Source organism: Desulfuromonas sp. KJ2020, assembly GCF_024197615.1.
GTDB lineage: Bacteria > Desulfobacterota > Desulfuromonadia > Desulfuromonadales > SZUA-540 > SZUA-540.
The window spans coordinates 554,885-580,808 of the sequence record NZ_JAKUKE010000003.1 but is presented as its reverse complement, the minus strand read 5'-3'; the positions used below and the strand labels follow the sequence as shown (position 1 = coordinate 580,808).

25 protein-coding genes are annotated in these 25,924 nt (G+C 57.6%); 5 read left to right on the top strand and 20 right to left on the bottom strand.

Annotation, left to right across the window (positions count from 1 at the left end; all coding sequences use genetic code 11):
• Positions 1-98: 98 nt before the first annotated feature.
• The 3 genes from ricT (at position 99) to MJO47_RS11000 (ending at position 4,161) form a co-directional block, all read left to right on the top strand.
• On the top strand, positions 99-1,133 hold the full coding sequence (gene ricT, locus MJO47_RS11010) for a regulatory iron-sulfur-containing complex subunit RicT (RefSeq protein WP_253961173.1): 1,035 nt from the start codon (positions 99-101) through the stop codon (positions 1,131-1,133).
• A gap of 17 nt (positions 1,134-1,150) precedes the next feature.
• Positions 1,151-2,683 carry a methionine--tRNA ligase gene (gene metG / locus MJO47_RS11005; RefSeq protein ID WP_253961172.1) on the top strand — a complete coding sequence of 511 codons (1,533 nt, stop codon included), beginning with the start codon at positions 1,151-1,153 and terminating at the stop codon, positions 2,681-2,683.
• Between the two features lie 86 nt (positions 2,684-2,769).
• A complete protein-coding gene (locus MJO47_RS11000; protein WP_253961171.1) occupies positions 2,770-4,161 on the top strand; it encodes a TatD family hydrolase in 1,392 nt (463 codons plus the stop codon).
• A 76-nt stretch (positions 4,162-4,237) separates the two neighbouring features.
• Here the strand turns inward: MJO47_RS11000 and MJO47_RS10995 are convergent, their stop codons facing one another.
• From MJO47_RS10995 to MJO47_RS10975, 5 genes are all read right to left on the bottom strand, one after another.
• The gene (locus tag MJO47_RS10995; protein ID WP_253961170.1) at positions 4,238-5,524 is read right to left on the bottom strand and encodes a uracil-xanthine permease family protein; all 1,287 of its coding nucleotides are present in this window, start codon (positions 5,522-5,524) and stop codon (positions 4,238-4,240) included.
• Positions 5,525-5,565: 41 nt separating this feature from the next.
• The gene (gene upp, locus MJO47_RS10990) at positions 5,566-6,192 is read right to left on the bottom strand and encodes a uracil phosphoribosyltransferase (RefSeq protein ID WP_253961169.1); all 627 of its coding nucleotides are present in this window, start codon (positions 6,190-6,192) and stop codon (positions 5,566-5,568) included.
• A gap of 154 nt (positions 6,193-6,346) precedes the next feature.
• Entirely contained in the window at positions 6,347-6,838 is a 492-nt protein-coding gene (locus tag MJO47_RS10985; RefSeq protein ID WP_253961168.1) for a ferritin family protein, read from the bottom strand.
• A gap of 56 nt (positions 6,839-6,894) precedes the next feature.
• Positions 6,895-9,294, bottom strand: coding sequence for an AsmA family protein (locus MJO47_RS10980; protein WP_253961167.1), 2,400 nt, complete (start codon positions 9,292-9,294; stop codon positions 6,895-6,897).
• Between the two features lie 27 nt (positions 9,295-9,321).
• Entirely contained in the window at positions 9,322-9,810 is a 489-nt protein-coding gene (locus tag MJO47_RS10975; RefSeq protein ID WP_253961166.1) for an EVE domain-containing protein, read from the bottom strand.
• A gap of 149 nt (positions 9,811-9,959) precedes the next feature.
• Between MJO47_RS10975 and MJO47_RS10970 the strand changes: the two genes are divergently transcribed.
• The gene (locus MJO47_RS10970; protein WP_253961165.1) at positions 9,960-10,145 is read left to right on the top strand and encodes a zinc ribbon domain-containing protein; all 186 of its coding nucleotides are present in this window, start codon (positions 9,960-9,962) and stop codon (positions 10,143-10,145) included.
• A 78-nt stretch (positions 10,146-10,223) separates the two neighbouring features.
• Here MJO47_RS10970 and MJO47_RS10965 read toward each other — a convergent pair whose 3' ends face one another.
• Positions 10,224-11,648 (bottom strand): phosphoglucomutase/phosphomannomutase family protein, encoded by a 1,425-nt coding sequence (locus MJO47_RS10965; protein ID WP_253961164.1) that lies wholly within the window; start codon positions 11,646-11,648, stop codon positions 10,224-10,226.
• A gap of 84 nt (positions 11,649-11,732) precedes the next feature.
• Positions 11,733-12,023 (bottom strand): hypothetical protein, encoded by a 291-nt coding sequence (locus tag MJO47_RS10960; protein WP_253961163.1) that lies wholly within the window; start codon positions 12,021-12,023, stop codon positions 11,733-11,735.
• Positions 12,024-12,239: 216 nt separating this feature from the next.
• On the opposite strand from MJO47_RS10960, the gene MJO47_RS10955 reads away from it, so the two are divergent.
• Positions 12,240-12,527, top strand: coding sequence for a PxxKW family cysteine-rich protein (locus MJO47_RS10955; protein ID WP_253961162.1), 288 nt, complete (start codon positions 12,240-12,242; stop codon positions 12,525-12,527).
• Positions 12,528-12,593: 66 nt separating this feature from the next.
• Here the strand turns inward: MJO47_RS10955 and MJO47_RS10950 are convergent, their stop codons facing one another.
• The 13 genes from MJO47_RS10950 to MJO47_RS10890 form a co-directional block, all read right to left on the bottom strand.
• The gene (locus MJO47_RS10950) at positions 12,594-13,289 is read right to left on the bottom strand and encodes an LrgB family protein (RefSeq protein WP_253961161.1); all 696 of its coding nucleotides are present in this window, start codon (positions 13,287-13,289) and stop codon (positions 12,594-12,596) included.
• Complete coding sequence (locus MJO47_RS10945; RefSeq protein ID WP_253961160.1) at positions 13,279-13,632, bottom strand: CidA/LrgA family protein; 354 nt, start codon at positions 13,630-13,632, stop codon at positions 13,279-13,281. Before MJO47_RS10945 ends, MJO47_RS10950 begins: the two co-directional genes overlap by 11 nt.
• 29 nt (positions 13,633-13,661) lie before the next feature.
• The gene (locus tag MJO47_RS10940; protein ID WP_253961159.1) at positions 13,662-14,447 is read right to left on the bottom strand and encodes a lipopolysaccharide assembly protein LapB; all 786 of its coding nucleotides are present in this window, start codon (positions 14,445-14,447) and stop codon (positions 13,662-13,664) included.
• Positions 14,448-14,481: 34 nt separating this feature from the next.
• Entirely contained in the window at positions 14,482-15,777 is a 1,296-nt protein-coding gene (locus MJO47_RS10935) for a DUF512 domain-containing protein (RefSeq protein ID WP_253961158.1), read from the bottom strand.
• A gap of 243 nt (positions 15,778-16,020) precedes the next feature.
• The gene (hfq, locus tag MJO47_RS10930; RefSeq protein ID WP_253961157.1) at positions 16,021-16,254 is read right to left on the bottom strand and encodes an RNA chaperone Hfq; all 234 of its coding nucleotides are present in this window, start codon (positions 16,252-16,254) and stop codon (positions 16,021-16,023) included.
• Between the two features lie 10 nt (positions 16,255-16,264).
• Positions 16,265-17,212 carry a tRNA (adenosine(37)-N6)-dimethylallyltransferase MiaA gene (gene miaA, locus MJO47_RS10925; protein WP_253961156.1) on the bottom strand — a complete coding sequence of 316 codons (948 nt, stop codon included), beginning with the start codon at positions 17,210-17,212 and terminating at the stop codon, positions 16,265-16,267.
• The gene (mutL, locus tag MJO47_RS10920; protein ID WP_253961155.1) at positions 17,212-19,011 is read right to left on the bottom strand and encodes a DNA mismatch repair endonuclease MutL; all 1,800 of its coding nucleotides are present in this window, start codon (positions 19,009-19,011) and stop codon (positions 17,212-17,214) included. The genes miaA and mutL overlap by 1 nt, the downstream gene beginning before the upstream one ends.
• A 100-nt stretch (positions 19,012-19,111) precedes the next feature.
• Positions 19,112-20,014 carry an ExeA family protein gene (locus MJO47_RS10915; protein WP_253961154.1) on the bottom strand — a complete coding sequence of 301 codons (903 nt, stop codon included), beginning with the start codon at positions 20,012-20,014 and terminating at the stop codon, positions 19,112-19,114.
• Positions 20,015-20,039: 25 nt separating this feature from the next.
• Positions 20,040-22,238 carry a lipopolysaccharide assembly protein LapB gene (locus MJO47_RS10910; protein ID WP_253961153.1) on the bottom strand — a complete coding sequence of 733 codons (2,199 nt, stop codon included), beginning with the start codon at positions 22,236-22,238 and terminating at the stop codon, positions 20,040-20,042.
• 155 nt (positions 22,239-22,393) lie between these two features.
• Positions 22,394-23,788, bottom strand: coding sequence for a glucose-6-phosphate isomerase (locus MJO47_RS10905; RefSeq protein ID WP_253961152.1), 1,395 nt, complete (start codon positions 23,786-23,788; stop codon positions 22,394-22,396).
• Positions 23,789-23,849: 61 nt separating this feature from the next.
• Complete coding sequence (locus MJO47_RS10900) at positions 23,850-24,572, bottom strand: pseudouridine synthase (protein WP_253961151.1); 723 nt, start codon at positions 24,570-24,572, stop codon at positions 23,850-23,852.
• The gene (gene scpB / locus MJO47_RS10895; protein WP_253961150.1) at positions 24,565-25,164 is read right to left on the bottom strand and encodes an SMC-Scp complex subunit ScpB; all 600 of its coding nucleotides are present in this window, start codon (positions 25,162-25,164) and stop codon (positions 24,565-24,567) included. The genes MJO47_RS10900 and scpB overlap by 8 nt, the downstream gene beginning before the upstream one ends.
• Entirely contained in the window at positions 25,151-25,918 is a 768-nt protein-coding gene (locus tag MJO47_RS10890; protein WP_253961149.1) for a ScpA family protein, read from the bottom strand. The genes scpB and MJO47_RS10890 overlap by 14 nt, the downstream gene beginning before the upstream one ends.
• Positions 25,919-25,924 lie beyond the last annotated feature (6 nt).

Below are 25,924 nucleotides of genomic sequence, written 5' to 3'. Positions count from 1 at the left end.
CCATTCACGACCGGCTGAGATCCGTTCTATGCAAATGGACCCGTCATTTATGGGCATCTTGCGCCACACCTTCCACATTGAGGAAACGACAGAGAACCATGATCCGAATTACTTCGGTTAAATTCCGCACGGCGGGAAAGCAGTACGATTTCAACAGCCAGGACCTCCCCCTCGAAGCCAATATGCGCGTGGTGGTGGAAACAGACCGGGGCCGCGCCCTCGGTACGGTCGTGCAGGCTCCCAGGGAGATCGACGAAAAAGAGGCCGCCAAGGAGCTTAAAAACGTCATCCGCATTGCCACCGATGAAGATCTGGCGCTGGCGGCAGCCAACGCCGACCGGGAAAAGGAGGCTTTTCGCATCTGCGCCGCCCGCATCAGCGAGCGCAAGATGGAGATGAAACTGGTACGGGCCGAATATCTCTTCGACGGATCCAAGATCATCTTTTACTTCACCGCCGATGGTCGCATCGATTTCCGCGAACTGGTCAAGGATCTGGCTCATCACTTTCACACCCGCATCGAGATGCGCCAGATCGGCGTGCGCGATGAAGCCAAACTCATTGGCGGACTGGGCATCTGCGGAAGGGAACTGTGCTGCTGTACCTTCCTGACCGACTTCGCCCCCGTCTCCGTGCGTATGGCCAAAGAGCAGGGTCTGGCCCTCAATCCCAGCAAAATTTCCGGGCAGTGCGGCCGCCTCCTCTGCTGTCTGGGGTATGAATTCGAAACCTACTGCTCCCTGCGCAAGCAGTTGCCCAAATGCGGGCGCAAGATCCAGGTGGATGGTCAGGAAGGCGAAGTAATCGACCAGAATATTCTGGCTCAGAAAGTCACCATTCGTTTCGGTGATGGACAGACCCGCGAAGTGACCGCCGACGATCTGGATCAGGCAGAAAAATCAGGGACCCTGCCCTCCCCGCCTCCAGCCAAGGAAGGAAGGCGTCCGGAAGGAGGCCGTCGGGACTCCTCCAGAAATCGTAAGCCTCGCCCGGCCGGCGAGAGCAAGCCCTCACAACCCCGGCCGGAAGGCCGGAAACCTCAGGCTGCGGAACCATCCAAGCCCGCCGGTGAAGAAGGGGCCGCCAGCCCCCGCAAACGCCGCAGAGGCCGTCGTCGTCCCAAAAAGAAATAACCTCAGGAGCGTCAAACATGAGCAAAAACTTCTACATAACAACCCCCATCTATTACGTCAACGACGTCCCTCACATCGGCCACGCCTATACTACCCTAGCCTGTGATGTGCTTGCCCGCTACAAAAAGTCCCGCGGGTATGAGGTGTTTTTTCTGACCGGTACGGATGAGCATGGGCAGAAGGTCGAGAAAGCGGCCCAGGCGGCCGGGGAAACTCCCTTGGAACTGGCCGATCGCGTCGTCAAACGCTTCCAGTCGCTGTGGGAAAAACTCAACATCGAAAACACCGACTTTATCCGCACCACCCAGGAACGGCACAAAGAGGGGGTCCGTGAACTCTTCCGCCGTATCGAAGCCAAGGGAGATATCTACCTCGGTGAATATGAGGACTGGTACTGCACCCCCTGCGAGACGTTCTGGACCGAGACCCAGCTTCTCGATGGCAACTGCCCGGACTGCGGACGTCCTACGGACAAGCTCAAGGAGGAGTCCTATTTCTTCCGCATGAGCAAATACCAGGAGCAGCTGATCCGCCATATCGAGGAGCACCCTGACTTCATCCAGCCCAAAAGCCGGCGCAACGAGGTACTCAACTTCGTCAAGGAGGGACTGCGCGATCTCTCCATCTCCCGCACGACTTTTTCCTGGGGCATCCCCGTACCGGGCAACGACGCGCACGTCATTTATGTCTGGTTCGACGCGCTGACCAACTACATCACCGCCCTGGGTTATCCCCACGACCCCGACGGCAACTTTGCCAAGTTCTGGCCCGTCGACGCCCACGTCATCGGCAAGGACATTCTGCGTTTCCACACCGTCTACTGGCCGACCTTTCTACTGGCCGCCGGCGTGCCTCTGCCTAAAAAGGTCTTCGCCCACGGCTGGTGGACCGTCGAGGGGCAGAAGATGAGCAAGAGTCTGCGCAACGTCGTCGAACCCAACATGTTGATCGACAAGTACGGGGTTGACGCCATCCGCTACTTCCTGCTGCGCGAGGTTCCCTTCGGGCTCGACGGCGACTTTTCCCACGCCGCCCTCATCCATCGCATCAACTCCGACCTGGCCAATGATCTCGGCAACCTGATGAGTCGCAGTTCGGCCATGGTCAACAAGTATTTTGATGGTATCCTTCCCGAGCCGACAGCCGCTGACGACATGGACAAACCCTTGCTCGACCGCATCCCCGGAACGCTGCGGGGGGTCGACGACCACATGGACGCCATGGCCTTCAACAAGGCCCTGCAGCTGATTTGGGACCTCATCAGTGCCGGCAACAAATACATCGATGATACGGCGCCCTGGGCCCTGGCCAAGGACGAGAGCCTCCGGCCCCGCCTTGGCACCGTCATGTACAATCTCATGGAGATTCAGCGTCTCGTTGCCCTGCTCATCGAACCGTTCATGCCCGATACGGCCCAGAAAATGGTGGAAATCCTCGGGATCGATCCGGCCAGCCAGTCCCTGGAAGAAAAAGGCGCCTGGGGCGGCTTGCGCCCCGGCACCCGTATCCAGAAAGCGACCCCTCTGTTCCCCCGTATCGAACAGGATTAATCGCTCCGATTGGCTCACCGACAACTTCGCAGGTTATCCCCGGGGGGCGCTTTTTGGTGCCCCCTTGCTTTTCAAGAGAGATGGTTATGACCGAACAGCAACCTTGGCTCATCGACACCCACGCGCATCTGGACAACGGACAATTCGACCACGACCGGGAGGAAGTCATCAGTCGGGCCCGCCAAGAGGGCATTCGTTACATCCTCACCGTGGGTTGCGACCTGGACAGTTCGCTACAAAATCTTCAGATAGCCGAAAAACACCCTTTCATCTACGCTGCCGTCGGCATCCATCCTCACGATGCCGCCCAGTTGGACGAGAAGGCGCTGGCGCAGCTGCGAACCTGGGTGCTGGAGAAGAACCGCGTGGTGGCGGTAGGTGAAATTGGCCTGGACTTCTACCGCGATCGCTGCCCCAGGGATATTCAGCGTCTGGCCTTTCGCCAGCAGATCCGGCTGGCCCGCGAACTCAAAAAGCCCATTATCGTTCACGACAGGGATGCCCACGCCGAGGTGCTGCAGATCCTGAGGGAGGAGCAGGCCACTGAGGTTGGCGGCGTCGTCCATTGCTTCAGCGGCGATCTGGCCATGGCCCGCGCCTGCATCGACCTGGGCTTTCTCATCTCCTTTCCAGGCTCCATCACCTATCCGAAAAACGAGGAAGTTCGCGATCTGATCCGGCTGATTCCGGTAGATCATTTTCTCGTCGAGACCGACTGCCCTTACCTTGCTCCCCAGCCCCGACGGGGGAAGAGAAACGAACCGGCCCTGGTGCGACATACCGCCGCAACGATCGCGGAAATCAAGGGATTATCTCTTGAGGACGTCTGTCGAGTGACCAATCTCAACGCCTTCCGGCTCTTCGGCATCGGGGAGTCCGATGCGGCCAGCCGCATCGCCTACCGCATCCGCGACGCCCTCTATCTCAACATCACCAATCGCTGCACCAACCGCTGCGCCTTCTGCGCCAAATTTAGAGACTTCACCGTCAAAGGCCATGGTCTGCAACTCGATCACGAGCCATCCGCAGAGGAGATTATCGCGGCGATCGGTGACCCGGCCGGCTACAGTGAAATCGTCTTCTGCGGTTACGGCGAACCCCTCATCCGCCTGGAGACGGTCAAGGAAGTGGCCGCCTGGCTCAAGGCCCGTGGCGCCAAGGTGCGCATCAACACCGACGGGCAAGCCAACCTGGTGTACGGCCGCAACATCCTGCCCGAGCTCAAGGGCCTGGTGGACGCCATTTCCGTCTCCCTCAACGCAGCCGACGCCGAAACCTACCAGCGCATCTGTCACTCCCAATTCGGCCTGCCGGCCTATGAGGGCGTCAAAGCCTTTCTGCACGAGGCCTTAGCCCATATCCCCTCGGTGACGGCCAGCGCCGTCGCCATGCCCGGTATCGACATGGAGGCCTGCGCCGACGTGGCCCGAGACCTGGGGGTCGAATTCAGGGCGCGACCCTACAACGATCTCGGCTGATCTCGACCCCATCGACTTCAAAAAAAATGAGCCTGTCAGGCACCTGACAGGCTCATTTTTTTTGAGGCGGCCGAATCTAATGGGGTACCGCCGGCCCCCGTGCCCCATCCTCACCGGAAGTTTTATCCCCCCGGGGAAGGATGAGATTCAGCAGCACCCCGAGAATCCCGGCCAGACCAATGCCTGAAAGAGTGACCGAACCCAGGGGTATACTCATCCCCCCTACCCCAAAGACAACCACGAGAGAGACAATGGCCAGATTGCGTGGTTCCAGCAGATCCTGTCCGGCCCGAACCAGGGTGTTGAGACCAACGACCATGATCGCGCCAAACAGCAGCAACATAATGCCCCCCATGACCGGCACGGGAACCGACTGCAGAAGGGCGCCTACCTTGCCGACAAAAGCCAGCACAATGGCGACCAGAGCCGTCCAGGTCATAACGGCGGGATTGTAGACCTTGGTCAAAGCGACGGCCCCGGTCACTTCCGAATAGGTGGTATTGGGAGGTCCACCCAGCATGGCGGCCATGGAAGTGGCTAAACCATCCCCGAGCAGGGTGCGGTGAACACCGGGATCTTTCAGATAGTTTTTACCCGTCACCGAACTGACGGCCAACACGTCCCCAAAGTGTTCAATCGCCGGCGCGATAGCCACCGGGATCATGAACAGGATCGCCGCGGCATTCCATTCGGGCAGGACGAAAGCGGGCATCGCCAGCCAGGCCGCCTCGGCGACCCGGGAAAAGTCGACAATGCCGAAGAAAAGCGCCAACAGGTAGCCAACCACCAGCCCGCACAAGATGGGGATGAGGCGCACGACGCCCCGGCCAAAGAGGGAGGCCAGGAGCGTGGCCCCCAAAGAGGTCATGGAGACGATCATGGCCGTCGAGCCTTCAACCAGAACGATGGCGCCATCACCGGACTTGCCCAAAGCCATATTGACGGCGACAGGCGCCAGAATGAGTCCGATGACCATGATCACCGGCCCGGTGACAATGGGCGGGAAAATGCGTGCGATGGCCCGGGTTCCTCGCCAGCGCACGAACAGGCTGAGCAGCACATAAAAGCCCCCTGCGGCCACCAGACCACACATGGTTGAGGCAATCCCCCAGGTCTGCACGCCATAGATGATCGGCGCAATAAAGGCGAAGGAGGAAGCCAGAAAGACGGGAACTTTGCCCCCGGTGATCCATTGGAAAAGCAGGGTTCCGACGCCGGCGGTAAAAAGAGCCACATTCGGATTGAGACCGGTCAGCAAGGGCACTAAAACAAGGGCTCCGAAGGCGACAAATAGCATCTGGGCGCCGAGCAGGCTGTCTTTGAGTCGGAAATTATAATCCGAACAAGAGGTTCGTTCAGTCATCCTGACCTTCCTGTTAAAGAGTGAAATAGAGGAGAAGAAATCTATTTGGTGCCGAAGATTTTGTCTCCGGCATCGCCGAGTCCGGGGAGAATATAGCCCTGCTCATTGAGTTTTTCATCGACGGAAGCCACATAGATGTCCACATCGGGGTGGGCGGTTTGCAGGCGCTCAATGCCTTCCGGGGCGGCGACGAGAAAAAGTCCCTTGATTCTCTGGCAGCCCGATTTTTTCAACATATCGATAGCGGCCACGACGCTGCCGCCGGTGGCTAGCATCGGATCGAGGACAAGGGCTGTTCGATCCGCCATTTTGCGGGTAAATTTCTGATAATAACTGACCGGCAACAGGGTTTCCTCGTCCCGGTAAAGGCCGATGACCCCCACCTTGGCACCGGGAATCAGATCGAGGACCCCGTTCATCATCCCCAGCCCCGCTCGCAGGATAGGCACAATGGTAATTTTTTTCCCTTTAATCTGTTCTACCTCGACCGGCCCGGCCCAGCCCTGAATGACCGCCGTTTCCGTCTCCAGGTCTTTAGTGGCCTCATAGGTAATCAGGCGGGCCACTTCCGAGGCGAGCTCCCTGAAATCCTTGGTGCTGATATTCTTTCTGCGCATGAGCCCCAGTTTGTGCCGAACGAGGGGATGGGTCACTTCAATAACCGCCACGGGTGCCTCCTTGAATCGCTATGCTCGTCAACATCATCTTTTCGGGGACAGAGAATATTGCAATGCGGCCAAGGGGTCAAGAATATGTGGCAGCCGATAACAAAAAAGCACCTCCCGGAGGAGGTGCTTTTGAAAAACAGGATGATCAAAGCGCCTATTGGCCCAATATTTTGGCTTTGCGCTCCTTGAGGACGCGAGCGTGGCGATCCTCCTCGGCGGCCAGCCAGGTGAAAGCTTCCTTACCGTCCTCGGTGCGCGCCTGAGTGGCAGCCTTGTGGAAATATTCGGCAAAACGTTCCTCGGCTTCAATGGCAAGGTCCAAAGCTTCCAGGTCGGAATCGTCTTTTTTCAGCACCTCTTCCAGGCGGGCCGGCGAAGGGAATATCTCGCTGGCGGAGAACCGGCGCAGGTAGGGGAGAAATACTTCCTCGCTCTCCCAGAAGGCGCCATCCTCGTATTTCGGCGCCAGATCCTCCAGGGTTTTCAGGTGCCCGACTTCATCCTGGGCCAGCCAGGTGAAAATTTCCTTGGCGAGGGGACTTTTGGCCTTGGCCGACATGGTGGAGTAAAACCGATGCCCTTGTTTTTCCACTTCCATGGCGGCGCGAATTACTTCAAAACCGCTGAATTCTTCCAGTCCAGTCATCTTAATAAGGATCTCCTGTCTTTTTTTCAGGTCTCTAACATGATGGCGGCAGCCTGTCAACGGCCAAACAAACCGCGGATGGTGTCTTCCAGCACCTTCTTGCCGGCATCCTTGGCCGGATCGGCTTCGCCCTCGGCGGTGTCGTCCGTTTTAAACAGCTTTTTTTCCAACTGGCGTTGCAGTTCCTGGGCGGCTTTTTCTTTAACCTGTTCCTTGGCTGCGGAGGTATCAAGACCAAAGCGTGGCTTGTCGAGTGTCCCGGCCAGCCGCAGGGGAACGAGTCCCCAACCGTCTGCATCGGTCAGGAATTGACTGACCGTCCCCTTGCTGTCCAGCTTGCGCGACAACTCGGGGGAAAGACGCAGGTCAAGGGAGAGATCCAGGGAACCATCCATGCCCAAAGATCCCTTGGGGCTAAACCGCGCGTTGCTCCCGGCCAAAGTGCTTTGAATCAGAAACTTGCCTTTTTCAATGGTGAAACTGCCGGCGGATTCGCGCACGTTCAGCTCTCGCAGTTCCTCAATAGCCAAAAAATCAGACAGACCCTTGACCAGGGCGCCGCCTGACAATTTACCGTCCTTAAAAAGAAAATCACCCGCACCCGAGAGATTGCGACGCAGGTCAGCCGAAGAGACCCCTTTGCCTTTCAAAGTGAGATTAAGATCAAGGCCACCATGAACCGTATCGGCCGATTTGGGCAAAAACGCCGTCAAGATGGGACTCATCTGGGCCCCCTGCAGGCGAAAGGCCGAATCATAGGCCAGGCCTTTTTGCCCGAGATCAACTACGGCTTTTTCCGTAAAGGTTCCACCAGCCACATCCCCGGTAAGAGTTTCCAGAGTAAAAACATTGTTCTTCAGATGATATTGGGCGAACAAGTTTTCAATTTTCATGCCGCGATAGACCGTCTGGCCGATGCGCGCCTCGCCGGTAACGTCTAGCGGCAAATCGAAGGGGCCGATATCGGCTGTTTGGTCCTTAGCTGCCTTCCCGGCAGCCGTGCCACCGGCGCCGGCGGTCGCTTCTTTTTCTTTCCCACCCTGCAGCAAGGGATCAAGCAGCAGTCGGTCTGCGGTGAGGCTGTTTTCAATGCGCAGCGGTTTACCGAAAAGGTTGGTGACTTTCAGGTCAATGGCAGCCGTGGTGTCCCCCATTTTCACCTCAAGCTGCTGGGCATCGACGGTATCCCCCTTGAGGGCGAGCCGGCCGGACAGCGCCGGCCGCAGGGAGGCAACGCTGGCCTGAACACCGGACAAAACGATTTCCCCGTCACGCAGAAGTTTAAGGGGCTCGTTCGTCGAACCGGCCAGATTAAGGCGGGCCCTGACCTGACCGGCGGGATCGAGATCGCCAAGATCGGGAACGAGCCCGGCTGGAACGGCCTGCAAGGCGGAGCGAATGTCCAGATCGGGCAATTCAACCGTCATATCGAGCTGCGGCGCCGTGGCGTAGTCCGATACACGCCCCTGCATCCTTGCCACAATCCCGTTGGCCGTCAGCGTGGTCGGTTTGATATCCAGAACCTGCTGGGCCAGGTCGATGTCGAGGTCATAATCAAGCGAGAGGGAGGCGTCATGGATGGGAACATCCTTGAGGGCGTCCAAAAGAATATCGAGATTCGAGAGGCTGATCGTGCCTCGCGACCAAAGCCCCTTGCTGTCCCCTTGAGCGGTAAGATCAAGAGCGACCCTTAGAGCATCGAGACGTCCCGGCAACTGCTGCCGAAAATAGGGCGTAAAGGGGGTGATATCGAGAGGAGAAAGTTTGACGCTGGCCTCTCCACGACTCGCAGCCACATTGGCCTTACCGGCAACGGCAAGGGTCGCTTCCCCCAACACGGCATCCAGGGAGAAGGGGAAATCCTTTTCCAGGGAGATGTCCAGGGCCGAAAGGCTGAGCCCACTCACCTTGTAGCGGTAGGGCGCTTCGCCACCGAGACTGCGGTCAAGGAAAAGGACTTCGCCACCGTTCAGGACGACCCGGGAGATCAAAAGATCGATGCCACCATCCTTACCGTCCTCCACAGGCTGAGGAACGGGCACACTTTCTTCCGCAGGAGGGTTCTTTTCAGCCATCAGATCGCTAAAATTGAAAGTGCCGTCCGGCAGGCGCTCAATGCGAATTCTGGGCTCTTCGAGGCGGACTTCGTCGACCACCACCTTCATGAAAAGGAGTGGCCAGAAACGGTAGCGCAGAACCAGTTTCTCAGCCGCCACAAAATATTCCTCGCCTTGAGGTTCAGCGATGCGCAGCTGACTGAGTCCAATCCCCGAGAAGAGACTGACCTGGACATCCCCCAACTCGACCTTGCGGTTGAGGGTTTTTTCAGCCAGAGGAAGAACGGTGTTTTTTACCCTTTCCGGGGTGATCAGAACCTTGGCCAGCACTCCAGCCGTCACGACCAGAACCACCACCACGGCCAGGACTATCGCGGCGTATTTAGCAGCTTTTTTCATGAATTCCCCCGTTAATAGTAAAAATCCTCAGAGATCCCTATCCTGCAATCCAGCGATTTCCAGGACCGCCTGCCATTCTTCCGGGCGCACGGGCTGCACACTAAGCCGATTTCCTTTCTTAAGGACATCCATCCCCCGAAGCACCGGATGAGCCTGCAGTTCACTTCGTGTCAGCGGGTGCGGAAGAGGGGCCACATATTGCACGTCGACCATAAACCAGAGGGGATTTTCCTCGCTGGCCCGGGGATCGAAATGATCACTGCGCGGGTCGAGCGCCGTATGGTCGGGATAACCTTCGCGGACCACCCGGGCGAGACCGACAATAGCCGGCTCCTTGATATTGCTGTGGTAAAACAGCACCCCATCCCCCGCCTTGATCTCATCCCGCAGAAAATTTCGGGCCTGATAATTCCGCACACCATCCCAATGCTCGATGCCGTTGGGACGATTTTCCAGGTCGGCAAAGGAGAAACATTCCGGTTCCGATTTCATCAGCCAGTAGCGTCTGGTCGCCATCTGCACATTCTCCTTGAAACTGATTAAGGATACCAGGAACTTAGCGATTTTCAAGCCCCTGAAACCCGATACCGGCTAAAGACAGGGAATTGCTTTTTCAGGAGTGGTGCTTTATGATACGCCCTCGGAATAAAGGAAAGGAGACCATCATGCCAATCTTCGAGTACCAGTGCCAAACCTGTGGGCAGCTCTTCGAAAAAATCCGTTCCGCCCCTTCGGAGCATGAGAAATGCCCCAAGTGTGACGGTGTCGCCGTCCGCAAGGTATCCATGACCGCCGCCTCACCTTCGTCATCATCCTCCGCTCCCGCCTGCGGCAGTGGCGGCTTCAGTTGAGCCTGATACGGCGGCGGAGTTTCCGCTGCACCTGAAATCAAAAGGAGGATCCACGAGGATCCTCCTTTTTTTATGGTTCTAAGCCCCTTGCACGAAGTTGGCGGCGGCTTTCATCAGGCCGTCCAGGTCGTCCTGACTTCCCGCCTCTCCATAGACGCGTACGACGGGCTCGGTGCCCGATTTACGGAAAAGCACCCAGGAGCCGTCGGCAAAGAGGAATTTGCAGCCATCGATGGTGATGACCTGCTCTACCGGCTTGCCCGCCAGCGCCTTGGGCGGATTCTGGAGTTTGCCCGGCAGGGACGCTTCCAGATCGGGGCTCAGGTGGATATTTACCCGCCGGGTATAAAACTCGCCGACGCGTCGATAGAGATCCTGCAGCAATTGCGTGAGGGTTTTCTTTTCGACCGCCACCATTTCCGCCACCAGCAGGCAGGCCAGGATGCCATCCTTGTCCGGGACATGCCCCCGGATGGTCAGACCGGCGCTCTCCTCGCCACCGATGAGGATACGATCATCGCGGATAAATTCGCCGATGAACTTGAAACCCACCGGTGTTTCCAGCACGTCAAGCCCATGATGTTTGGCCACCGCATCGATGAAATGGGAGGTGGCCACGGAGCGGGCCGCCGCCCCCTTCATCCCCTTGACGCGAACCAGGTAGTCGAGGAGCAAAGCCAGCACGTAATTGGGCTCGATGAACGTGCCATCGGCATCAATAATGCCGTAACGGTCAGCGTCGCCGTCGGTAGCCAGTCCCAGCCTGATCTGCTCATCTTCACGGACCCTTTTGATGAAATCTCCGATACTGCTGGCCGAAGGCTCCGGCGGGAGTCCGCCGAAATAGGGATCACGATGATCATTCATAGTGACGGTTTTGACACCGGCCTCTTGCAGCAGGGTGTCGAGATAGCCCCGCCCCGTTCCGTAGAGCGGATTGACGGCCAGCATCAAGCCACTGCGGCCGATGACCGGCAGATCGACCAGTTTGCGGACGGCGGCGAAATAATCGGACCGGGGGTCGATCTCTTCAATCAGAGCGGCGCGAAAGGCCTGGTCAAGGGGCATCTGACGATAGCAGACCTCGCCGAGCATGGCATTGGCCCGATCTTCAATATCCCGAGTCGTCTCAGGCAGGGCCGGCCCCCCCCAGGCCGGAGAAAATTTCAGGCCGTTGTAATCGTACGGGTTATGGCTGGCCGTGAAGTTGATGCCGCCGGCTGCCTGCCGACGCAGGATTTCAAAAGCGATAACAGGGGTCGGCGTATCCCGGTCGCACAAAAACGTCTTGATGCCGGCACCGGCCAGCACCCGGGCGGTCTCCCGGGCGAACCGATCCCCCATGAAACGGGCGTCGTAACCGACCACCACCCCCTGGGAGCCAATTTTTTGAGCATTGAGATGATCGGCAATAGCCTGGGTCACCACCCGCACATTCTCAAAGGTGAAATCCTCGCAGAATATCCCCCGCCAACCGGAGGTGCCGAAACTGATACGGTTCATGGATGGAATCCTTCCTGAAATTAGGTGTGACAGTCAGTCATAGCATAGCAGATTGGCCTGAACATGAAAGGACGTGACGGCGCCTTACGAAGGGTCCTCGTCGCTCCACAATGTGGGCGCCCGGTAATTGTCGTGACCGGCCACATAAGGACAGTCGGCAGGGAGAATCCCCTGTTCGAATATCGCGGCCGTTAATGGCACACAGCCTGGCCTGGCTTCATGGCGACGGTCGTACACGGTGCAGAGGCGGGTATTGAGATCCAGAAACTCACAGGGTTCATCCGTATAGAAGATGTCCCCATCGTAGTCGACCTTTTCATAGCAGCAGCGGCCGCAACGGCGGCAGACGGCTTCCCAGGATGTTTTGTCCATCATTGGCAGTGCTCCTCCCCGGCGCGGCCCAAGACTAGCCGAGACGATGGCCGAGGTCAACCGGGAAAACCTTTGGTCGCCACCGGACTTTCTGAAAGCATACTGCAGCACACCTCGAAAAAGAACCGGATGGCCAATTTGTCGTTGACATAGACAGAAAAAAACGTTAAGAATTCAGTTTCAGATCAGGAACAACAGCAAACCAAGGAGGCAACATCCATGCAGTGTCAAACTGTTCTTCCCGGTACCGAGTGTACCTTTTGGGCCAAAAAAGGCTGTATTTTTCAGGGCGGTTCCTGCCAGAACGTCGTTGAAGAGTGCCAGGGCTGCGAGCGCATCGTCAAGGGTACCATCGGTGAAGTCTGCTCCGTAGCGCCCTCTCCTACGCAAAAATGGGTCGGCGGCCTGTGCAATTTCGCCACGCACCGTAAAGTGGAGATTCAGAGCGTCGAGACCAAGATGAATCCCCTCAAGGCTTCTAAAAAGGCCGCGGGCAAAAAGAAATAAACCGGCTCAACTTTCAGTGATTTCCTCGGGCAGGCGCTTCCGGCGCCTGCCTTTTTTTATTCCTTCTCAACCGAAAAGGACAAAAAGCAGGGGAATCAAAAAGGCCGAAACGAGACCATTGAGCCCGATGGCCAGGCCGGCCATAGCGCCCCCCAATTGCCCGATCTCCAGCATCCGCGCGGTGCCGATCCCATGGGCGGCCGTTCCAACCGCCAAACCGATAGCCGCCTCGTCACGAATACCAATCAGTCGGCAGAATTCCGGTCCGAAAACAGCTCCCAGACAACCGGTCAAAACAACGAGAGCAGCCGTCAGGGGGGCTATCCCGCCGATTTTTTCTACAATTCCGATGGCAATGGGAGTCGTTACCGACTTTGGCGCCAGCGACAACACCACCTCTGTGCTCCCCCCCAGAATCCAGGCAATACCCGAGGCTGAGGCAGCCGAGGCCAGGGCCCCGGCAAAGACACCAGCCAGAATAGGTCCCTTTTTCGCCATAATTTCAGCACGGCGGGCATAGAGGGGAATAGCCAGGGCCACAACGGCGGGCCCCAGAAAAAAGAGGATGATGCGACCGCCTTCAGCATAGGCCTCGTAGGAAACGCCGGCCCCCTTCAGGAAAAAGATAATGGACAGAATCGACACCAGGACCGGGTTGAGCAGCAGATGGCCCGTGCGCCGATAAAGCCATTGGGCGACAGCGAAAAAACCCAGAGTTACCATGATGCCGAACAGAGGAGAGGCGACCAGTTCATTCCACATGTCGCCCCCCTTTTCTAGCCACGAGATATTCCGTCAAGGCCGTCACCGCCATGACCACAAAGGTGCTGATAACCGTGGCCGCGACGATAGGCAGCCACTGTCTGGCGATGAGATCCAGGTAGACCATAACCCCGACTCCGGCCGGCACAAACAGCAGAGCCAGGTGCGAAAGGAGCAGGTCGGCCGCCTCCTGCACCCATTCCAGTCGCACGATACCCAGCCCCAGCGCGACGAGAAGAAGTCCCATTCCCAGCACATTGCCCGGGATAGGGATATCCAGCCCCCTGGATATGATTTCACCGACAAACTGCATGACCAGCAGTATAGAAAGGCCTTTGACCACCGCTTCCCCCCTTTTCCCGTCGAAGGCGCTTAAAGCTCTTCCTTGAGGCCGGCAATAACGGCAGCCACTTCCTCCCGGATATCCCGCGAGGATTCGGCCCGTTCATGCAGCAGAAACTCCTGGAAATACTGCAGAGCCAACCGGGTCTTCTCCTGATCGAGATAGAGGCTGCCCAGGGTCAGGTAAGCGAAAGACAATCCCGGATCGAGTCGGACTGCCTCGCGGCACTCCCGTTCAGCCGTCGGCAGATCGCCCAGATCGTAGGCCATTTCGCCCAAGTTGAAATGAGCCTGGGCGTCTTCCGGGTCCAGCTCAACGGCTTGCTGGTAGCAGGCCAGGGCTTCGTCGTTTTCGCCTTGGCCATAGAGGGTATCGCCCAGACTGTTGAGGGCGAAGACCGAATCAGGCTCCACCGTCAGTGCTTTTCGGTAGCACCGCTCCGCCTCTTCCATCTGCTCCAGATGAAAATGCACCAGACCAAGACTGACCAAGGCATCGGACTGGTCCGGATCGACTTCAAGAATCTGCTCATAGGCACTGCGGGCCTTGTCGTTCAGCCCCTGCTCAAAATAAAGGTCCCCCAGAGCGTAAAGCGCTTCCAGGTGATGGGGGTCCTCCTTCAAAATGCGCTCATAAATCTCAAGAGCCTCGTTGATCTGCGCATCCTCGGCCAGGGCCTCCCCCAGAAGCTCCTGAACCTCGATGGAAGACGGATCGTTCTGAAGTGCCTGCCGAAAGAGGCGGATGGCCTCTCGGAACTCGCCGACATCCATCGCTTCCCGCCCCTTGTTAAGCCATTGCTCGATAGAATTCATGGTCATTGCTCTCCTGATGTGAAAGAAGGGTTCATTAATGGTTGGACGGCAAGGACTCCAGGGCCTCCAAGAGTCCCCAGGGGCTGGCAGGCACGCGGCACACGGAAACCCCCAATGACTCGGCAAGCTGCGTCAGGCTGAAGTCATCGAGAAAAACGTCGTCGCCTTCCTTGAGCACTACATCGGGAACGATCAGGCAGCGGCCGAGAGTTTTTCCCGTCAGTTGCGAAACAACGTCCCGGCCGGTCAGCAAACCGGTGACGGTCACCTGTCCCCCGAAGAAATCGTTACGAATGGCAAAGACCTGGATCGTGATACCGGTGCGCCGGGCAAGGGCCTGGGCAAAGGTCTCAATTTCACGGAAGGCCGATTCCCCGGTGATAACCGATACGGTCTTTGAGCCGAGGGGGCCCGCTTCAGCCAGAACATCTGCCGCTTCAAGGCGAAAGAGCGGAATGAGACCGACGCCATTTTCCAGCTGGGCCAGCTCCTCATAGTCCTCCAGCGCAGGAAAATTCAGGCCCGCCTTGAGGTAAAACTCATCGGCGGCATACACAAAGCGTGAGCCCCCCTGCTCCAGAAATTTCTGCTGAAAATCGTGAACCCGGTTCAGCAGGTCGGTCGCTTCCTGTTGCGTGGGAGGGCGCAGATCCGGCAGACGTTCACGGTATCCCGTCAGGCCCACCGGCACGACCGCCAGGGAGAGAACTCCCGGTCGCAGCGCATAGAGGTCAGTAATGGTGCGGTCCAGTTCTTCGCCGTCATTGTACCCGGGGCACACCACGATCTGGGTATGAAGCTCGATGCCGCCGTCGCACAGGCGCTTGAGCAGGGGCAGAATAGCCGGCCCCTGGCGGCCGATCATACGGGTCCGCAGATCCTCCTCCGTCGCGTGCACCGAGACATAAAGGGGTGAGAGTCGCTGATCGAGAATCCGCTGAATTTCACTCTCCTCGATATTGGTCAGAGTGACATAGGACCCATAAAGATAGGAGAAGCGGTAATCCTCGTCCTTGACATAGAGGGTCGGTCGCATTTTGGGCGGCAACTGATGTACGAAACAGAAAATACAGTTGTTACCGCACTGCACGGGCGCCGGATGCTCCAAATGAATACCCAGACCATCTTCCAGGTCTTTTTCAAACTCAAGATCCCAGAGTTCGCCATTTTTTTTGCGAACTTCCAGCAGCAGCTCTTCCGTTGCCACATAAATCTGATAATCGAGCAGATCCCGGACGGGCTGGCCGTTCATCGACAAGAGGACGTCGCCAACCTCCAACTCCAATTCCTCCGCGATACTGCCCTCGTCCACCCCTATGATTTCAACCACCGGCAAATTCCTCTTCCGGACACCTCGGGGAACCGGTCATGGTCGCCAAAGATGTCGGTGCAAATAAATCGTATTTCCCCAACATGCGTCCCAAAAAGAAAAAGACCCCTGCAAGGAGGTCTTGTTCTTACCACGATAACGGCCTGTATTCAACGGATAGTGCCGACACGAGGGCGTGCCGGTTGACCCGGCGGGGCATTTCACCCTGCCGGGAAGAGAGATCCGTCGGGAGCGCTTGCCGTGCTAGTCCTTGCCTCCATGGAGACGGAAGGAGCCATCAGCCGAGGTGATAGAACTGATGGCATGCTTGTAGAGCAGAATATCGCCGCTACTTTCAACCAGCAGACAAAAGCTGTCGAAGGACTTGATATATCCGGTCAGTTTCTCACCGGACATCATCATCACGACTACCTTAACCCGCTCTTTGCGAGCCTGGTTGAGGTACTGATCCTGGATATTGAACGGGGTCTTGGCCATATCCTCTCCTTTATGATGCGACATAGAAACATTCCATCAACTCGTGGATTTTATCAGACTCCCTTGAGGAATCAACCCAAATAATGGAGGAATCACGTCGGAACCAGGTCATTTGCCTTTTCGCGTAACGGCGGCTCTCCTGTTGAATCCGCGAGATGGCCTCATCCAGGGAAAAGTCCCCATGTAAAAAACGGATAATCTCCCGGTAGCCGATCGTCTGCATCGACTTGAGGTGGGACGAATATCCCTTGGCAAGTAGCGCCTCGACCTCGGCCACCAGGCCTTCTGCCACCATCCGGTGGACCCTCTCGTCAATGCGACGGTACAAAGTGTCCCGCTCGGCCCGGACCCCGATTTTAAGCAGGCGGAAGGGGGTGTCGGCAAAACCATGCCTCGCCTGCAGTTCGGACAGCCGCTGCCCTGTCAATTGAAAGACTTCCAAGGCTCTGACAAGGCGCACCCGGTCTCGGGGGGAAAGCTTTTCGGCCAGGGCCGGATCCACCTGTTGCAGCCGTGCATGGAGGGTTCCCTCCCCGTACTGCTCTTCAAGATCAGTCAAACGGAGGCGTAGCGCCTCGTCAGCGGGGGGCGCCTCCAGCAATCCTGCCGTAAGCGTCTTGATATACAGGCCGGTGCCCCCCACGAGCAGGGGATGATGACCACGGCGGCCGATGGAAGATACAGCCTCTTGGGACAGGGTCACAAAACGGCCGGCCGTGAATTCTTCGTCGGGATCGACGACATCGATCAGGTGGTGGGGGACGGCGGCCCGTTCCGCTCTGGTCGCCTTGGCCGTGCCGATATCCATGCCCCGGTAGACCTGACGGGAGTCAGCCGAGATGATTTCCACGGGAAATTTTTGGGCCAGCTCCAAAGCCAGAGCGGTCTTTCCCGAAGCCGTCGGACCGCAGATAACCACCAGGGGTTGTGGGCCGTCATGGGTCAAAACAGCCGCCATCAGGTCCTCTTGAACATCTTTTCGATCTCTCCCCGGGACAGGCGCTGCATGACCGGGCGACCGTGCGGGCAGTGACCTTTAAAATCAACAGTGTCCATCTCGTTGAGCAATGCCTGCATTTGCAGCAGGGACAATTTCTGGTTGGCCCGAACCATGGTGTGACAAGCCATGAGGATGAGAACCTGATCCAGAGCTTCTTCCAGCTTGCCGCTCTGACCGATCTGGGCCAGCTCTCCGGCGACATCTCGCAGCAGGGCGACCGGGTCGGCCTTGTGCAACAGCTGCGGCACCGCCTTGAGGACGAAACTGTTGCCACCAAAGGGCTCCACCTCAAAGCCGAGGCGATACAGGTCGTTCACATGCTCCTGCACCTGAGCCGCCTGCCGAAAATCGAATTCCAGCACATCGGGAAAAAGCAAGGCCTGCCGTTCAATGTTCCCCCGGCGCAGCTGTTCCTTGAGACGCTCAAAACCGATCCGCTCGTGGGCCGCATGCTGATCAATAAGAAGGAGATCTTCACCATCCTGACAGAGCAGGTAGGACTGACCGAATTGTCCGATGAGGGTCAGGGAAGAAAAGAAGCCGGCGGACGTCTCGCTGGAAACTTTCTGTTCGGGCAGCGAAAGTGGTGGCGCAGAAGGCGAGCCAAAGGGATCGGCCGCTTCCCTGGCCTCGAATCGAGGCGCTGGCGGGGGCACCGACGGGAGTGACATGGGTGACCATGGAGCCGACATGGAGCGGGGGACCTCTGCCCGCGGGGCAGAGGCATCCTGATGGGGCCCAGGAGGGGCCTCATCCTTCAACCAGGCGGCCGGGCGCAGAGCATCCCTCACGCTTCCCGCGATAAAATCGTGCACCAGGGACTGTTCGCGGAAGCGCACCTCATGCTTGGTCGGATGGACATTGACATCCACCAACTGAGGGTCCAGTTCGATAAAGAGGACGACAACCGGGTATCGGCCTTTAAAAAGCAGATTCCGGTAGCCGTCCAGAATAGCGTGCTGAATCACACGATCCCTTACATAACGTCCGTTGACGAAGGAAAACATGGCCGATGTCGTCGAACGGGTGGAAGACGGTTGGGAGACCAGGCCGGTCACCTTCAGATCGCCCTCGCCGCGTTCGACGACGACCAAATCGCTTGCCAGGGTTCGCCCCAGCAGAGCAAGGGTTCGTTCGCGAAGACTGTCGTGCCGGTAAACGTCGAGCAGAGACCGGCCGTTATGGCTCAGCTTGAACTGCACATCCGGACGGGCCAGCGCCATTTTGGTCACCACGTCGCCGATGTGACCCAACTCCGTCTCCTCACGACGGAGAAATTTCCGACGGGCCGGCAGGTTGAAGAAGAGATTGCGCACCTCGATGGTCGTCCCGCAGGGCATGCCGATGGCATCCGCCCTTCGGACGGTGCCCCCTTCAAGATAGATCTCAACCCCTTCAAGGGAGCCCTTCTCGCGGGTACGCAAAGTCAGACGGGAGACAGCGGCAATAGAAGGCAACGCCTCGCCTCGGAACCCCAGGGTGCGGATCGCGAAAAGATCTTCGTCCGTCCGTATTTTGCTGGTAGCGTGGCGCTCCAGAGACAAAAAGGCATCTTCCCGCCCCATGCCACAACCGTTATCCACGATACGGATCAGGCTTCTGCCCCCCTTTTCAACCTCCACTCGCACTTCAGTAGCGCCGGCATCCAAGGAATTTTCCACCAGTTCCTTCACCACCGAAGACGGCCGCTCGACCACTTCGCCAGCAGCAATCTGGTTACAGAGTTTTTCAGGCAGCAGTTGAATTCGGTGCTTCATCAGATTCCTTCACCCGGGCAGCCAGGTCTTTTTGGAAAAAAAAGACGGCCGCATATCCCCGGCCGTCTCGTGTCGCCTCACAATCCTGCATGCCGCCTTTTCAGGAACTCTGCTCAAGACTTTCGAGCATGCTTTCGATTTCGTCGAAGTCAGCCAGGTCATCTTTTTGGGAACCGCTGGAGAGCGGCTTGCTCAAAAGACCCAGATCTCCCGCCACACTCGTAACGACCTTCAGATTTACGGCGGGGAGTTTTTGCAGATAGGCCTCAAACAGGCAGTTGTCGCAGATCGTATTGATCAGGCGGGGAACGCCGCCCGCGAAGCTATGAATCGCCGCCACGGTATCCGGTTCAAACAGCATCTTTTTGGACTTGGCTACTCGCAGGCGATGCTTGATATATGCTTCTGTGGCCTCCACGGTGAAGGACTTCAGGCTGTATTTGACCGCTACCCGCTGGGCCAGAGGTTCATCAAGACGCAGGCAGTCCTCGACTTCATGCAAACCGAAAAAAACAATATTCAGCAGTTTTTTGCCGGGAATTTCCAGATTCAGAAGGCCGCGAAATTCTTCCATGAGCTCCCGGGTCTGCATCATCTGGGCCTCGTCGATAAGGACGACGGCCTTGCGCCCGCTCGCTTCAATTTCCAGCAGGCGCTCGAACAGCTGCTTGATCAGGGTGAGACGATCTGGCGCCGGGTCTTCCACCCCAAGCTGCATGGCAATCCGGGTCAGAATCCATTCCGGTGTGACGCTGGAGTGGATCATAACGAGAAGAGAGGATTCGTATTTGTCGTCGGGAAGGCTGTCGAGCATGCGGCGGGCCAGAGTCGTCTTGCCAGTGCCAACCCCACCCACCAGCAGCGCCAACCCCTTGTTGGAATCGACGGCGTAACGCAGGCGGATCAACGCCTGACTGTGCTGTTCACTGTTGAAGTAGAAGCGAGCGTCTGGAGCGTTGGAAAAGGGCTCTCTTTCCAGGCCGAAATGTTCGCTGTAACTCATGAAATACCCCTGAACTCAGAACAGGCTAAACGAAAGAAATGCGATCTTTTTTGGATTTACCGGTGCCGTCATCATTCCCCGCCGCGCCGGAGACACCCAACTCCTGGCCAAGAAGGGACAACTTCTCCGAAACATTCCGAAAGAAGGAATCTGCCGCGGCCACACGTTTGAAGCACTCGAAGGCTTCGCGGGGTTTGCCCCACACTTCATAAAGCAGGCCCAGTTCGTAATAGATGCTGATGCGCTCTTCGCTGTCCAGCCCATCATTGGCCAGCCCGGCCTTGAAGGTGTGCTCAGCGTTTTCGAAAGAGCCTTTTTCGGCCAGGCAGATGCCCTTGGCGGTAATGCCGTCAACAAATCGCGCCGGATTCTTCATGGTCTTTTCGAATTCGGTGATGGCATCATCCAACAGACCCATTTCCTTGTAGGCAATGCCCAGGCTGTAGTGCGCTTCGGCGTCTTCGCCGCCGATTTGGGAATCGACCCCTTTTTTGAACTCGGCAAAGACACCGTCAAACTGGAAGCGATCGGACTCGTCAATCCCCTCCATCCCTTCCGTGGCGTCCAGGGCACCGTCGTCCATAATTTCGGCGGCAAGATCAAAGTAGCCTTCTTCCGGCTCTTCAGCAGGGGCGGGTGCAGCCTGAAGCCGGCGGGACTGTATTTCGCCCAGTTTTTCAAGGGCGGCCTCAAGGGACGGATCCGAGGTCAGCAGGCGTTGACAGATCTGCTCTGCTTCGTCGAGCAAATCCTGCTGTAGATAGAATTCGGCTTCTTCAAGCTCCGACTCGACGGTAGGCGCCGAAACGGACTCAACCGCGACCTCGTCTTCATCGACGAGTTCTTCAAGCTCTTCTTCCAGGTCGGCAACAGGTTCCAGGTCGAGTTCGAGGTCGACGACGGCTTCTTCGAGATCGTCTTCTTCTTTTTCAACATCTGCGACCAACTCGAGTTCTTCATCAACGACGTCCAATTCGAGATCCATCTCGATTTCATGGTCGTCAACCACCTCGACAAGATCAGCATCCGCCAGCGTTTCCACTTCATCAGGTTCATCTATGTCGTTCAAAGTGAGGGCATCGGTCTCGTCCGCCTTCGGCTCTTCCAATCCCTCCAATTCTTCAATAGTGGGTTGAGATTCTGGCGTGGCAACGGAGGGTATCCCCTCGTCAAAAGAACCGTCGCCGGCGCGAGACATGAGGTCGAACAGCTTGTCGCCCTCACCCGCCTCTTCATAAAGCGCTTTAAGAGTCTCAATAACCCGTTGATCCTTGGGCAAAAGCTCAAGCAGGCCCTCGTACAGTTCTTTAAGAACATCAGCCTTGTCAGCTTTTTTGAAGGCTTCTCTAACTGGGTCGAGGGCCTCCAGAGCAGCGGACGCCTTGTCAAGTTGCAAGAGGAGTCGAGCGTGTTCTTCCTGCATGACCAGGTCGGTGGGGTCAATTTTAAGAAGATGATTGAGCGTAACCCGGCTATTTTCCAGATCCCCTGTTTCCTTATAGGCCAGGGCCAGGGTGGCAAGGATGGAAATATCGTCAGGATGACTCTTGATCAACCCTTTAAGCCACTGCATCCCCTTTTCGACTTCCCCTTCGCGAATGAAGGTCTGGGCAAGCCCGGCCTTCAGGGCCACATTCTCGGGGAACAGGGGGAGAAAGATCTCATAAAGTTTCAGCAGTCTGGGCCAGTCCTGCTTCTCCTCGAGGACTTTGCAGACATCGTCGAATTCGGTGAGGGCTTGGTCGGGGCGGCCGCTGTCGACAAAGCGTTCGGCTATTTTGACCCGGATGGAGAGGTTCTCGGGGTCGAGTCTCTTCATCTTCTCGAGAACGCCTACCGCTTCTTCGTGTTTATTCTGCTTCTCATAAAGGCTGACCAGGGAGCGGTATTCGGCCAGGGCGTTGCCGGCCAGACCCTGTTTTTCATTGAGTTCGGCCAAGCGCTGATAGAATCGAGGCTGGTTCGCATCAAGCTTCTGCATCTGCTTGTAGACAGCAATGGCCTTCAGATAAAAACCGGTGTCGGAAAAATGCTTGGCGACCGCTTCATATTCGGTAATGGCCTCATCGATCATCTTCGCCCGGCTCAGGAGCTCAGCCAGCTTCTGTCGGTGACGAATATCCTTCCCATCGACACTGACCAGCTTCTGGTAATCCTTGATGGCCTTGGCCAACTGACCTTTCTGGATATTTTTCTGCGCGGACGCCAGTAATTTTTCTTTCATAGACTCTATGCCACCTGGGAGAAGTAATCCGCGCGGAGAAAGGCGCGTCCGTCTAACCTAAACTATCGCCACCGGGACTGTCAAGGCCAAAGAAGACTGATTTTATCTTTAGAAAACAAAGGAGTAGGACTTTTCAGCCAGCGTTGGGACCAAGCCTAGACAAATCGCTCCTTAACGCTCCGAAACCAGTCATCAAAGGCCTCTTGTTTCTGCTCATACCCTGCCCGCCCCATCAGAGCATAGGTGTATTCCTTTCCTTCCTCGACGCCGGGCTGATCGAGGGGATCGACCCCGAAGAGCCCACCGGCGAAGACGGTCTGCACCTCCAGCATGTAGACCAGGGCACCAAGGGAGTGCGGAGAAAGATCGGGCAGGGTCAGGGTACAGTTGGGCCGCCCGTTGGTGGACAGGGCCATGGCGGTCGCTTTTTGTTCGCTGCGAATCAGTTGGGCGAGAGTTTTCCCCTGCAGATAGTCAAGTTCGGGCGCGCCCGGGACGGGGGGAATGGTCAGGTCGGCGCCATAATGGTCCAGAGCCAGAAAGGTGACGACCTTGTCAAACGGCCCCTCCATATACAGTTGCACCTGGCTGTGCTGATCGGTGGTTCCCAGCGCCTTGACAGGGGTGGGCCCCACGTGGATCACCTGGCCATCCAGTCCGAATTTTTTCCCCAGACTCTCCGCCCAGAGCTGGCGATACCAGTCGGCCATGTCCCGCAGACCATCACTATAGGGCATCATGACGGAGATAGGCATATTCTTGCGATAGGCCAGATACTGCAGAGCGGCGTTGATATAGGCGGGATTTTTGCGGAAATCCTCCAGGGTGGCCCGTTTCTCCATGGCCGCCGCGCCGGCCAGAAGTTCCTGCACATCGACACCCACCGCCGCCAGGGGGAGAAGTCCAACCGGCGTAAAAACGGAAAAACGCCCACCGACTCCAGCGGGGATGGGCAGAGAACGATAGCCCTGTTCGTCGGCCAGCCGTCGCAACACCCCCTTGTCCGGATCGGTGATAAGGATGAAGTGGCGGTTGACCTCATTACCGCAGGCTTCGGAAGCCCACTGACGGGCAATGGCGAACTGGCTCATGGTCTCGACGGTGGTGCCCGATTTGCTGATCACCAGAAAAACGGTGCGCACCGGATCGAGCAGATCGAGGGTCTGGGCCACCCCGGCGGGGTCGACGTTGTCCAGAACATGCAGTCTGGGAAAGTCGCCGCGCTGACCCGGCGACAACAAGTTATGGTGAAAAGGACGCAGCGCCCGGAAAAGCGCCAGGGTGCCGAGGGCAGATCCACCGATGCCCAGGACGACAATGTCGTCAAAATCCCGGCGCAGATCCGCCGCCAGGGCGACAACTTCATCGAGCGTGCGGCGGTCAAAAGGAAGGTCGTAAAAAGGCAGACTCCCCTGTTGACGGGCCGCCATCAGTTGGCGATGGATCTCCAGAGTTCTGGGTTCCAGGGCGTGGAGATCCGCCTCGTGAATCCCCTGCTTCTCTCCCACGGCATCAGCCATCATATTGGTGTAATCAAGGCGAATTTCCATAAAGGCTCCCTCATGGGCAGGTGTTTTGAAGCAAGAATTGAATGCTCAAGTATGCCAGAGATCAGAGCTTTTTCAAACGGCTGACCTCGGCCGGGGTGAGGTGACGAAACTGGCCGGGAGGGATGCCCTTGAGATCGAGAAAAGCCAGGCGCGTGCGCTTGAGGCGGCTGACCGGGTACCCTACCGCCTCGCACATGCGCCGCACCTGTCGATTGCGTCCTTCATGGATGGTGATTTCAAACCAGGTGTGACTGCCGGACTGCCGCACCCGCTCGACCCGGGCTGGCGCCGTACGCCCATCCTCCAGGTCGACACCCTCCTGCAGCCGCTTTTGGGCCGAAGTGGTCAGCGCCCCCCGCACGCGAACCAGATAGGTCTTGTCCACCTCATGGCGGGGATGAGCCAGACGCTGAGCAAAGTCGCCATCATTGGTCAGAATGAGCAACCCTTCGGTCATGAAGTCGAGTCGTCCGACGGGAAAGAGTCGGGCCCCCACCTCACGCACCAGGTCCGTGACCAGGGGGCGCCCCTGAGGATCCCGCAGGGAGGTCAGGTATTTGGCCGGTTTGTTGAGCAGGATATAGGTGCGGCGGTCCGGCCGGGTGAGCGGTTTGCCGTCGACAGACACTTCGTCGCGGGACAGATCGGCCGTGTCACCCAGACTGGCGGGACGGCCATTCACCGTCACCCTCCCCGCCTCGATCCATTTCTCCGCCTGTCTTCTGGAAGCCAGTCCGGCGGCGGCGATGATCTTCTGCAGCCTTTCGGCGGCCCCTTTATTCATCCAGTTCGTCCTCGGGCCAGCCATGCCCCGAATCGTCTTCCAGGCGCGCCCCTTCCGTCTCCAGCGTTTCAGGGGTCAGTTCGCTGAACTCCTTCAGGGTAGGCAGACTGGAGAGATCGGCCAGGCCGAATACCTGAAGAAACTCGGCTGTGGTACCGTAGAGCAGAGGCCGACCGGCGATATCTTTTTTACCCAGGATGCGGATGAGATGTTTATCGAGGAGGGTTTTGACGACGCCGCCCGAATCGACACCCCGCAGATATTCGACCTCGGCCCGGGTCACCGGCTGCCGGTAGGCGATGATGGCCAGGGTCTCCAGGGCCGCCCGGGAAAACTTGAAGGGCCGGTTCTTCTGCAGGCGCCGGACCCATTCCGCATATTCGGGACGACTGCGGAACTGGTAGCCGCCGGCCACCTCCAGCAGGCAAAAGCCGCGCCGCCTGGACTCATAGTCACGCATCAGCTCACCCAAGGCCGTCACAACTGCCTCTTTGCTTACATCGAGCGCTTCCGCCAGCCTCTCCGCCTTGATGGGCGCCTCGGAGGCAAAAATAAGACACTCCACGATAGTCTTGATCTCAGTGGTATCCAAGGGTCTCCTCATCCACAGGCCAGGTCGCCCGGTCGCCGCCATCCTCAGACGGATAGAGCCAGATAGGACCATGTTTTTCGTTCTGCATCAGGCGAATCAGGCGCAGCTTGACCAATTCGAGCATGGCCAGAAAGGTGACCACGATCTCATGCCGGTCGGGCTTCTGACTGAACAGTTCGGTAAAGAGCAGGTTTTCCCGCTGGCTAAAGAGATCCAGAATGCCATGGATACGCTCCGTGACGGAAAGCCGCTCCGTATCGACCTCGTGCACGGGCGCTTCGGGGTGCTCCTGCAGAAACCGCCGAAAAGCCTCGACCAGCTCGTAGATACCCACGGCTTCGAACTCCGTCTCCGCCGCCGGCTCGGCCTCCGGCTCGACAAAATCCCGCACAAAGACATCCCGCTGCAGTTGCGGAAAGGCATCGAGCCTCTCGGCCGCATCCTTGTATTTCTGGTATTCCAGCAGGCGGCGAACCAGTTCGGCGCGCGGGTCCTCCTCTTCCTCCTCGAGATCCTCCTCCTCGCTGGCCGGCAGCAGCAGGCGGGACTTGATATGGATCAAGGTCGCCGCCATGAGCAGAAACTCGCCGGCCACATCGAGATTGAGACTCTTCATGGCGTCGATGAAGGCCAGATACTGGGCGGTGATCTCCGCCATGGGGATATCGTAGATATCCATCTCGTTCTTTTTGATGAGATGAAGAAGCAGGTCGAGGGGGCCTTCGAAATTTTCGATTTTTACCTGATAGGCCATGAAGCA

What these genes read in the sequence shown, in the direction of transcription:
- MJO47_RS10955 (WP_253961162.1), top strand. Translation starts at nt 12,240, where the DNA reads ATGCAGTGTCAAACTGTTCTTCCCGGTACCGAGTGTACCTTTTGGGCC.
- metG (WP_253961172.1), top strand. Translation starts at nt 1,151, where the DNA reads ATGAGCAAAAACTTCTACATAACAACCCCCATCTATTACGTCAACGAC.
- MJO47_RS10910 (WP_253961153.1), bottom strand. Translation starts at nt 22,238, where the DNA reads ATGAAAGAAAAATTACTGGCGTCCGCGCAGAAAAATATCCAGAAAGGT.
- MJO47_RS10970 (WP_253961165.1), top strand. Translation starts at nt 9,960, where the DNA reads ATGCCAATCTTCGAGTACCAGTGCCAAACCTGTGGGCAGCTCTTCGAA.
- hfq (WP_253961157.1), bottom strand. Translation starts at nt 16,254, where the DNA reads ATGGCCAAGACCCCGTTCAATATCCAGGATCAGTACCTCAACCAGGCT.
- MJO47_RS10950 (WP_253961161.1), bottom strand. Translation starts at nt 13,289, where the DNA reads ATGTGGAATGAACTGGTCGCCTCTCCTCTGTTCGGCATCATGGTAACT.
- MJO47_RS10975 (WP_253961166.1), bottom strand. Translation starts at nt 9,810, where the DNA reads ATGGCGACCAGACGCTACTGGCTGATGAAATCGGAACCGGAATGTTTC.
- miaA (WP_253961156.1), bottom strand. Translation starts at nt 17,212, where the DNA reads ATGGCGGCTGTTTTGACCCATGACGGCCCACAACCCCTGGTGGTTATC.
- MJO47_RS10995 (WP_253961170.1), bottom strand. Translation starts at nt 5,524, where the DNA reads ATGACTGAACGAACCTCTTGTTCGGATTATAATTTCCGACTCAAAGAC.
- MJO47_RS10960 (WP_253961163.1), bottom strand. Translation starts at nt 12,023, where the DNA reads ATGATGGACAAAACATCCTGGGAAGCCGTCTGCCGCCGTTGCGGCCGC.
- MJO47_RS10940 (WP_253961159.1), bottom strand. Translation starts at nt 14,447, where the DNA reads ATGAATTCTATCGAGCAATGGCTTAACAAGGGGCGGGAAGCGATGGAT.
- MJO47_RS10965 (WP_253961164.1), bottom strand. Translation starts at nt 11,648, where the DNA reads ATGAACCGTATCAGTTTCGGCACCTCCGGTTGGCGGGGGATATTCTGC.
- MJO47_RS10890 (WP_253961149.1), bottom strand. Translation starts at nt 25,918, where the DNA reads ATGGCCTATCAGGTAAAAATCGAAAATTTCGAAGGCCCCCTCGACCTG.
- mutL (WP_253961155.1), bottom strand. Translation starts at nt 19,011, where the DNA reads ATGAAGCACCGAATTCAACTGCTGCCTGAAAAACTCTGTAACCAGATT.
- MJO47_RS10900 (WP_253961151.1), bottom strand. Translation starts at nt 24,572, where the DNA reads ATGAATAAAGGGGCCGCCGAAAGGCTGCAGAAGATCATCGCCGCCGCC.
- ricT (WP_253961173.1), top strand. Translation starts at nt 99, where the DNA reads ATGATCCGAATTACTTCGGTTAAATTCCGCACGGCGGGAAAGCAGTAC.
- MJO47_RS10915 (WP_253961154.1), bottom strand. Translation starts at nt 20,014, where the DNA reads ATGAGTTACAGCGAACATTTCGGCCTGGAAAGAGAGCCCTTTTCCAAC.
- MJO47_RS10985 (WP_253961168.1), bottom strand. Translation starts at nt 6,838, where the DNA reads ATGACTGGACTGGAAGAATTCAGCGGTTTTGAAGTAATTCGCGCCGCC.
- MJO47_RS10905 (WP_253961152.1), bottom strand. Translation starts at nt 23,788, where the DNA reads ATGGAAATTCGCCTTGATTACACCAATATGATGGCTGATGCCGTGGGA.
- MJO47_RS11000 (WP_253961171.1), top strand. Translation starts at nt 2,770, where the DNA reads ATGACCGAACAGCAACCTTGGCTCATCGACACCCACGCGCATCTGGAC.
- MJO47_RS10980 (WP_253961167.1), bottom strand. Translation starts at nt 9,294, where the DNA reads ATGAAAAAAGCTGCTAAATACGCCGCGATAGTCCTGGCCGTGGTGGTG.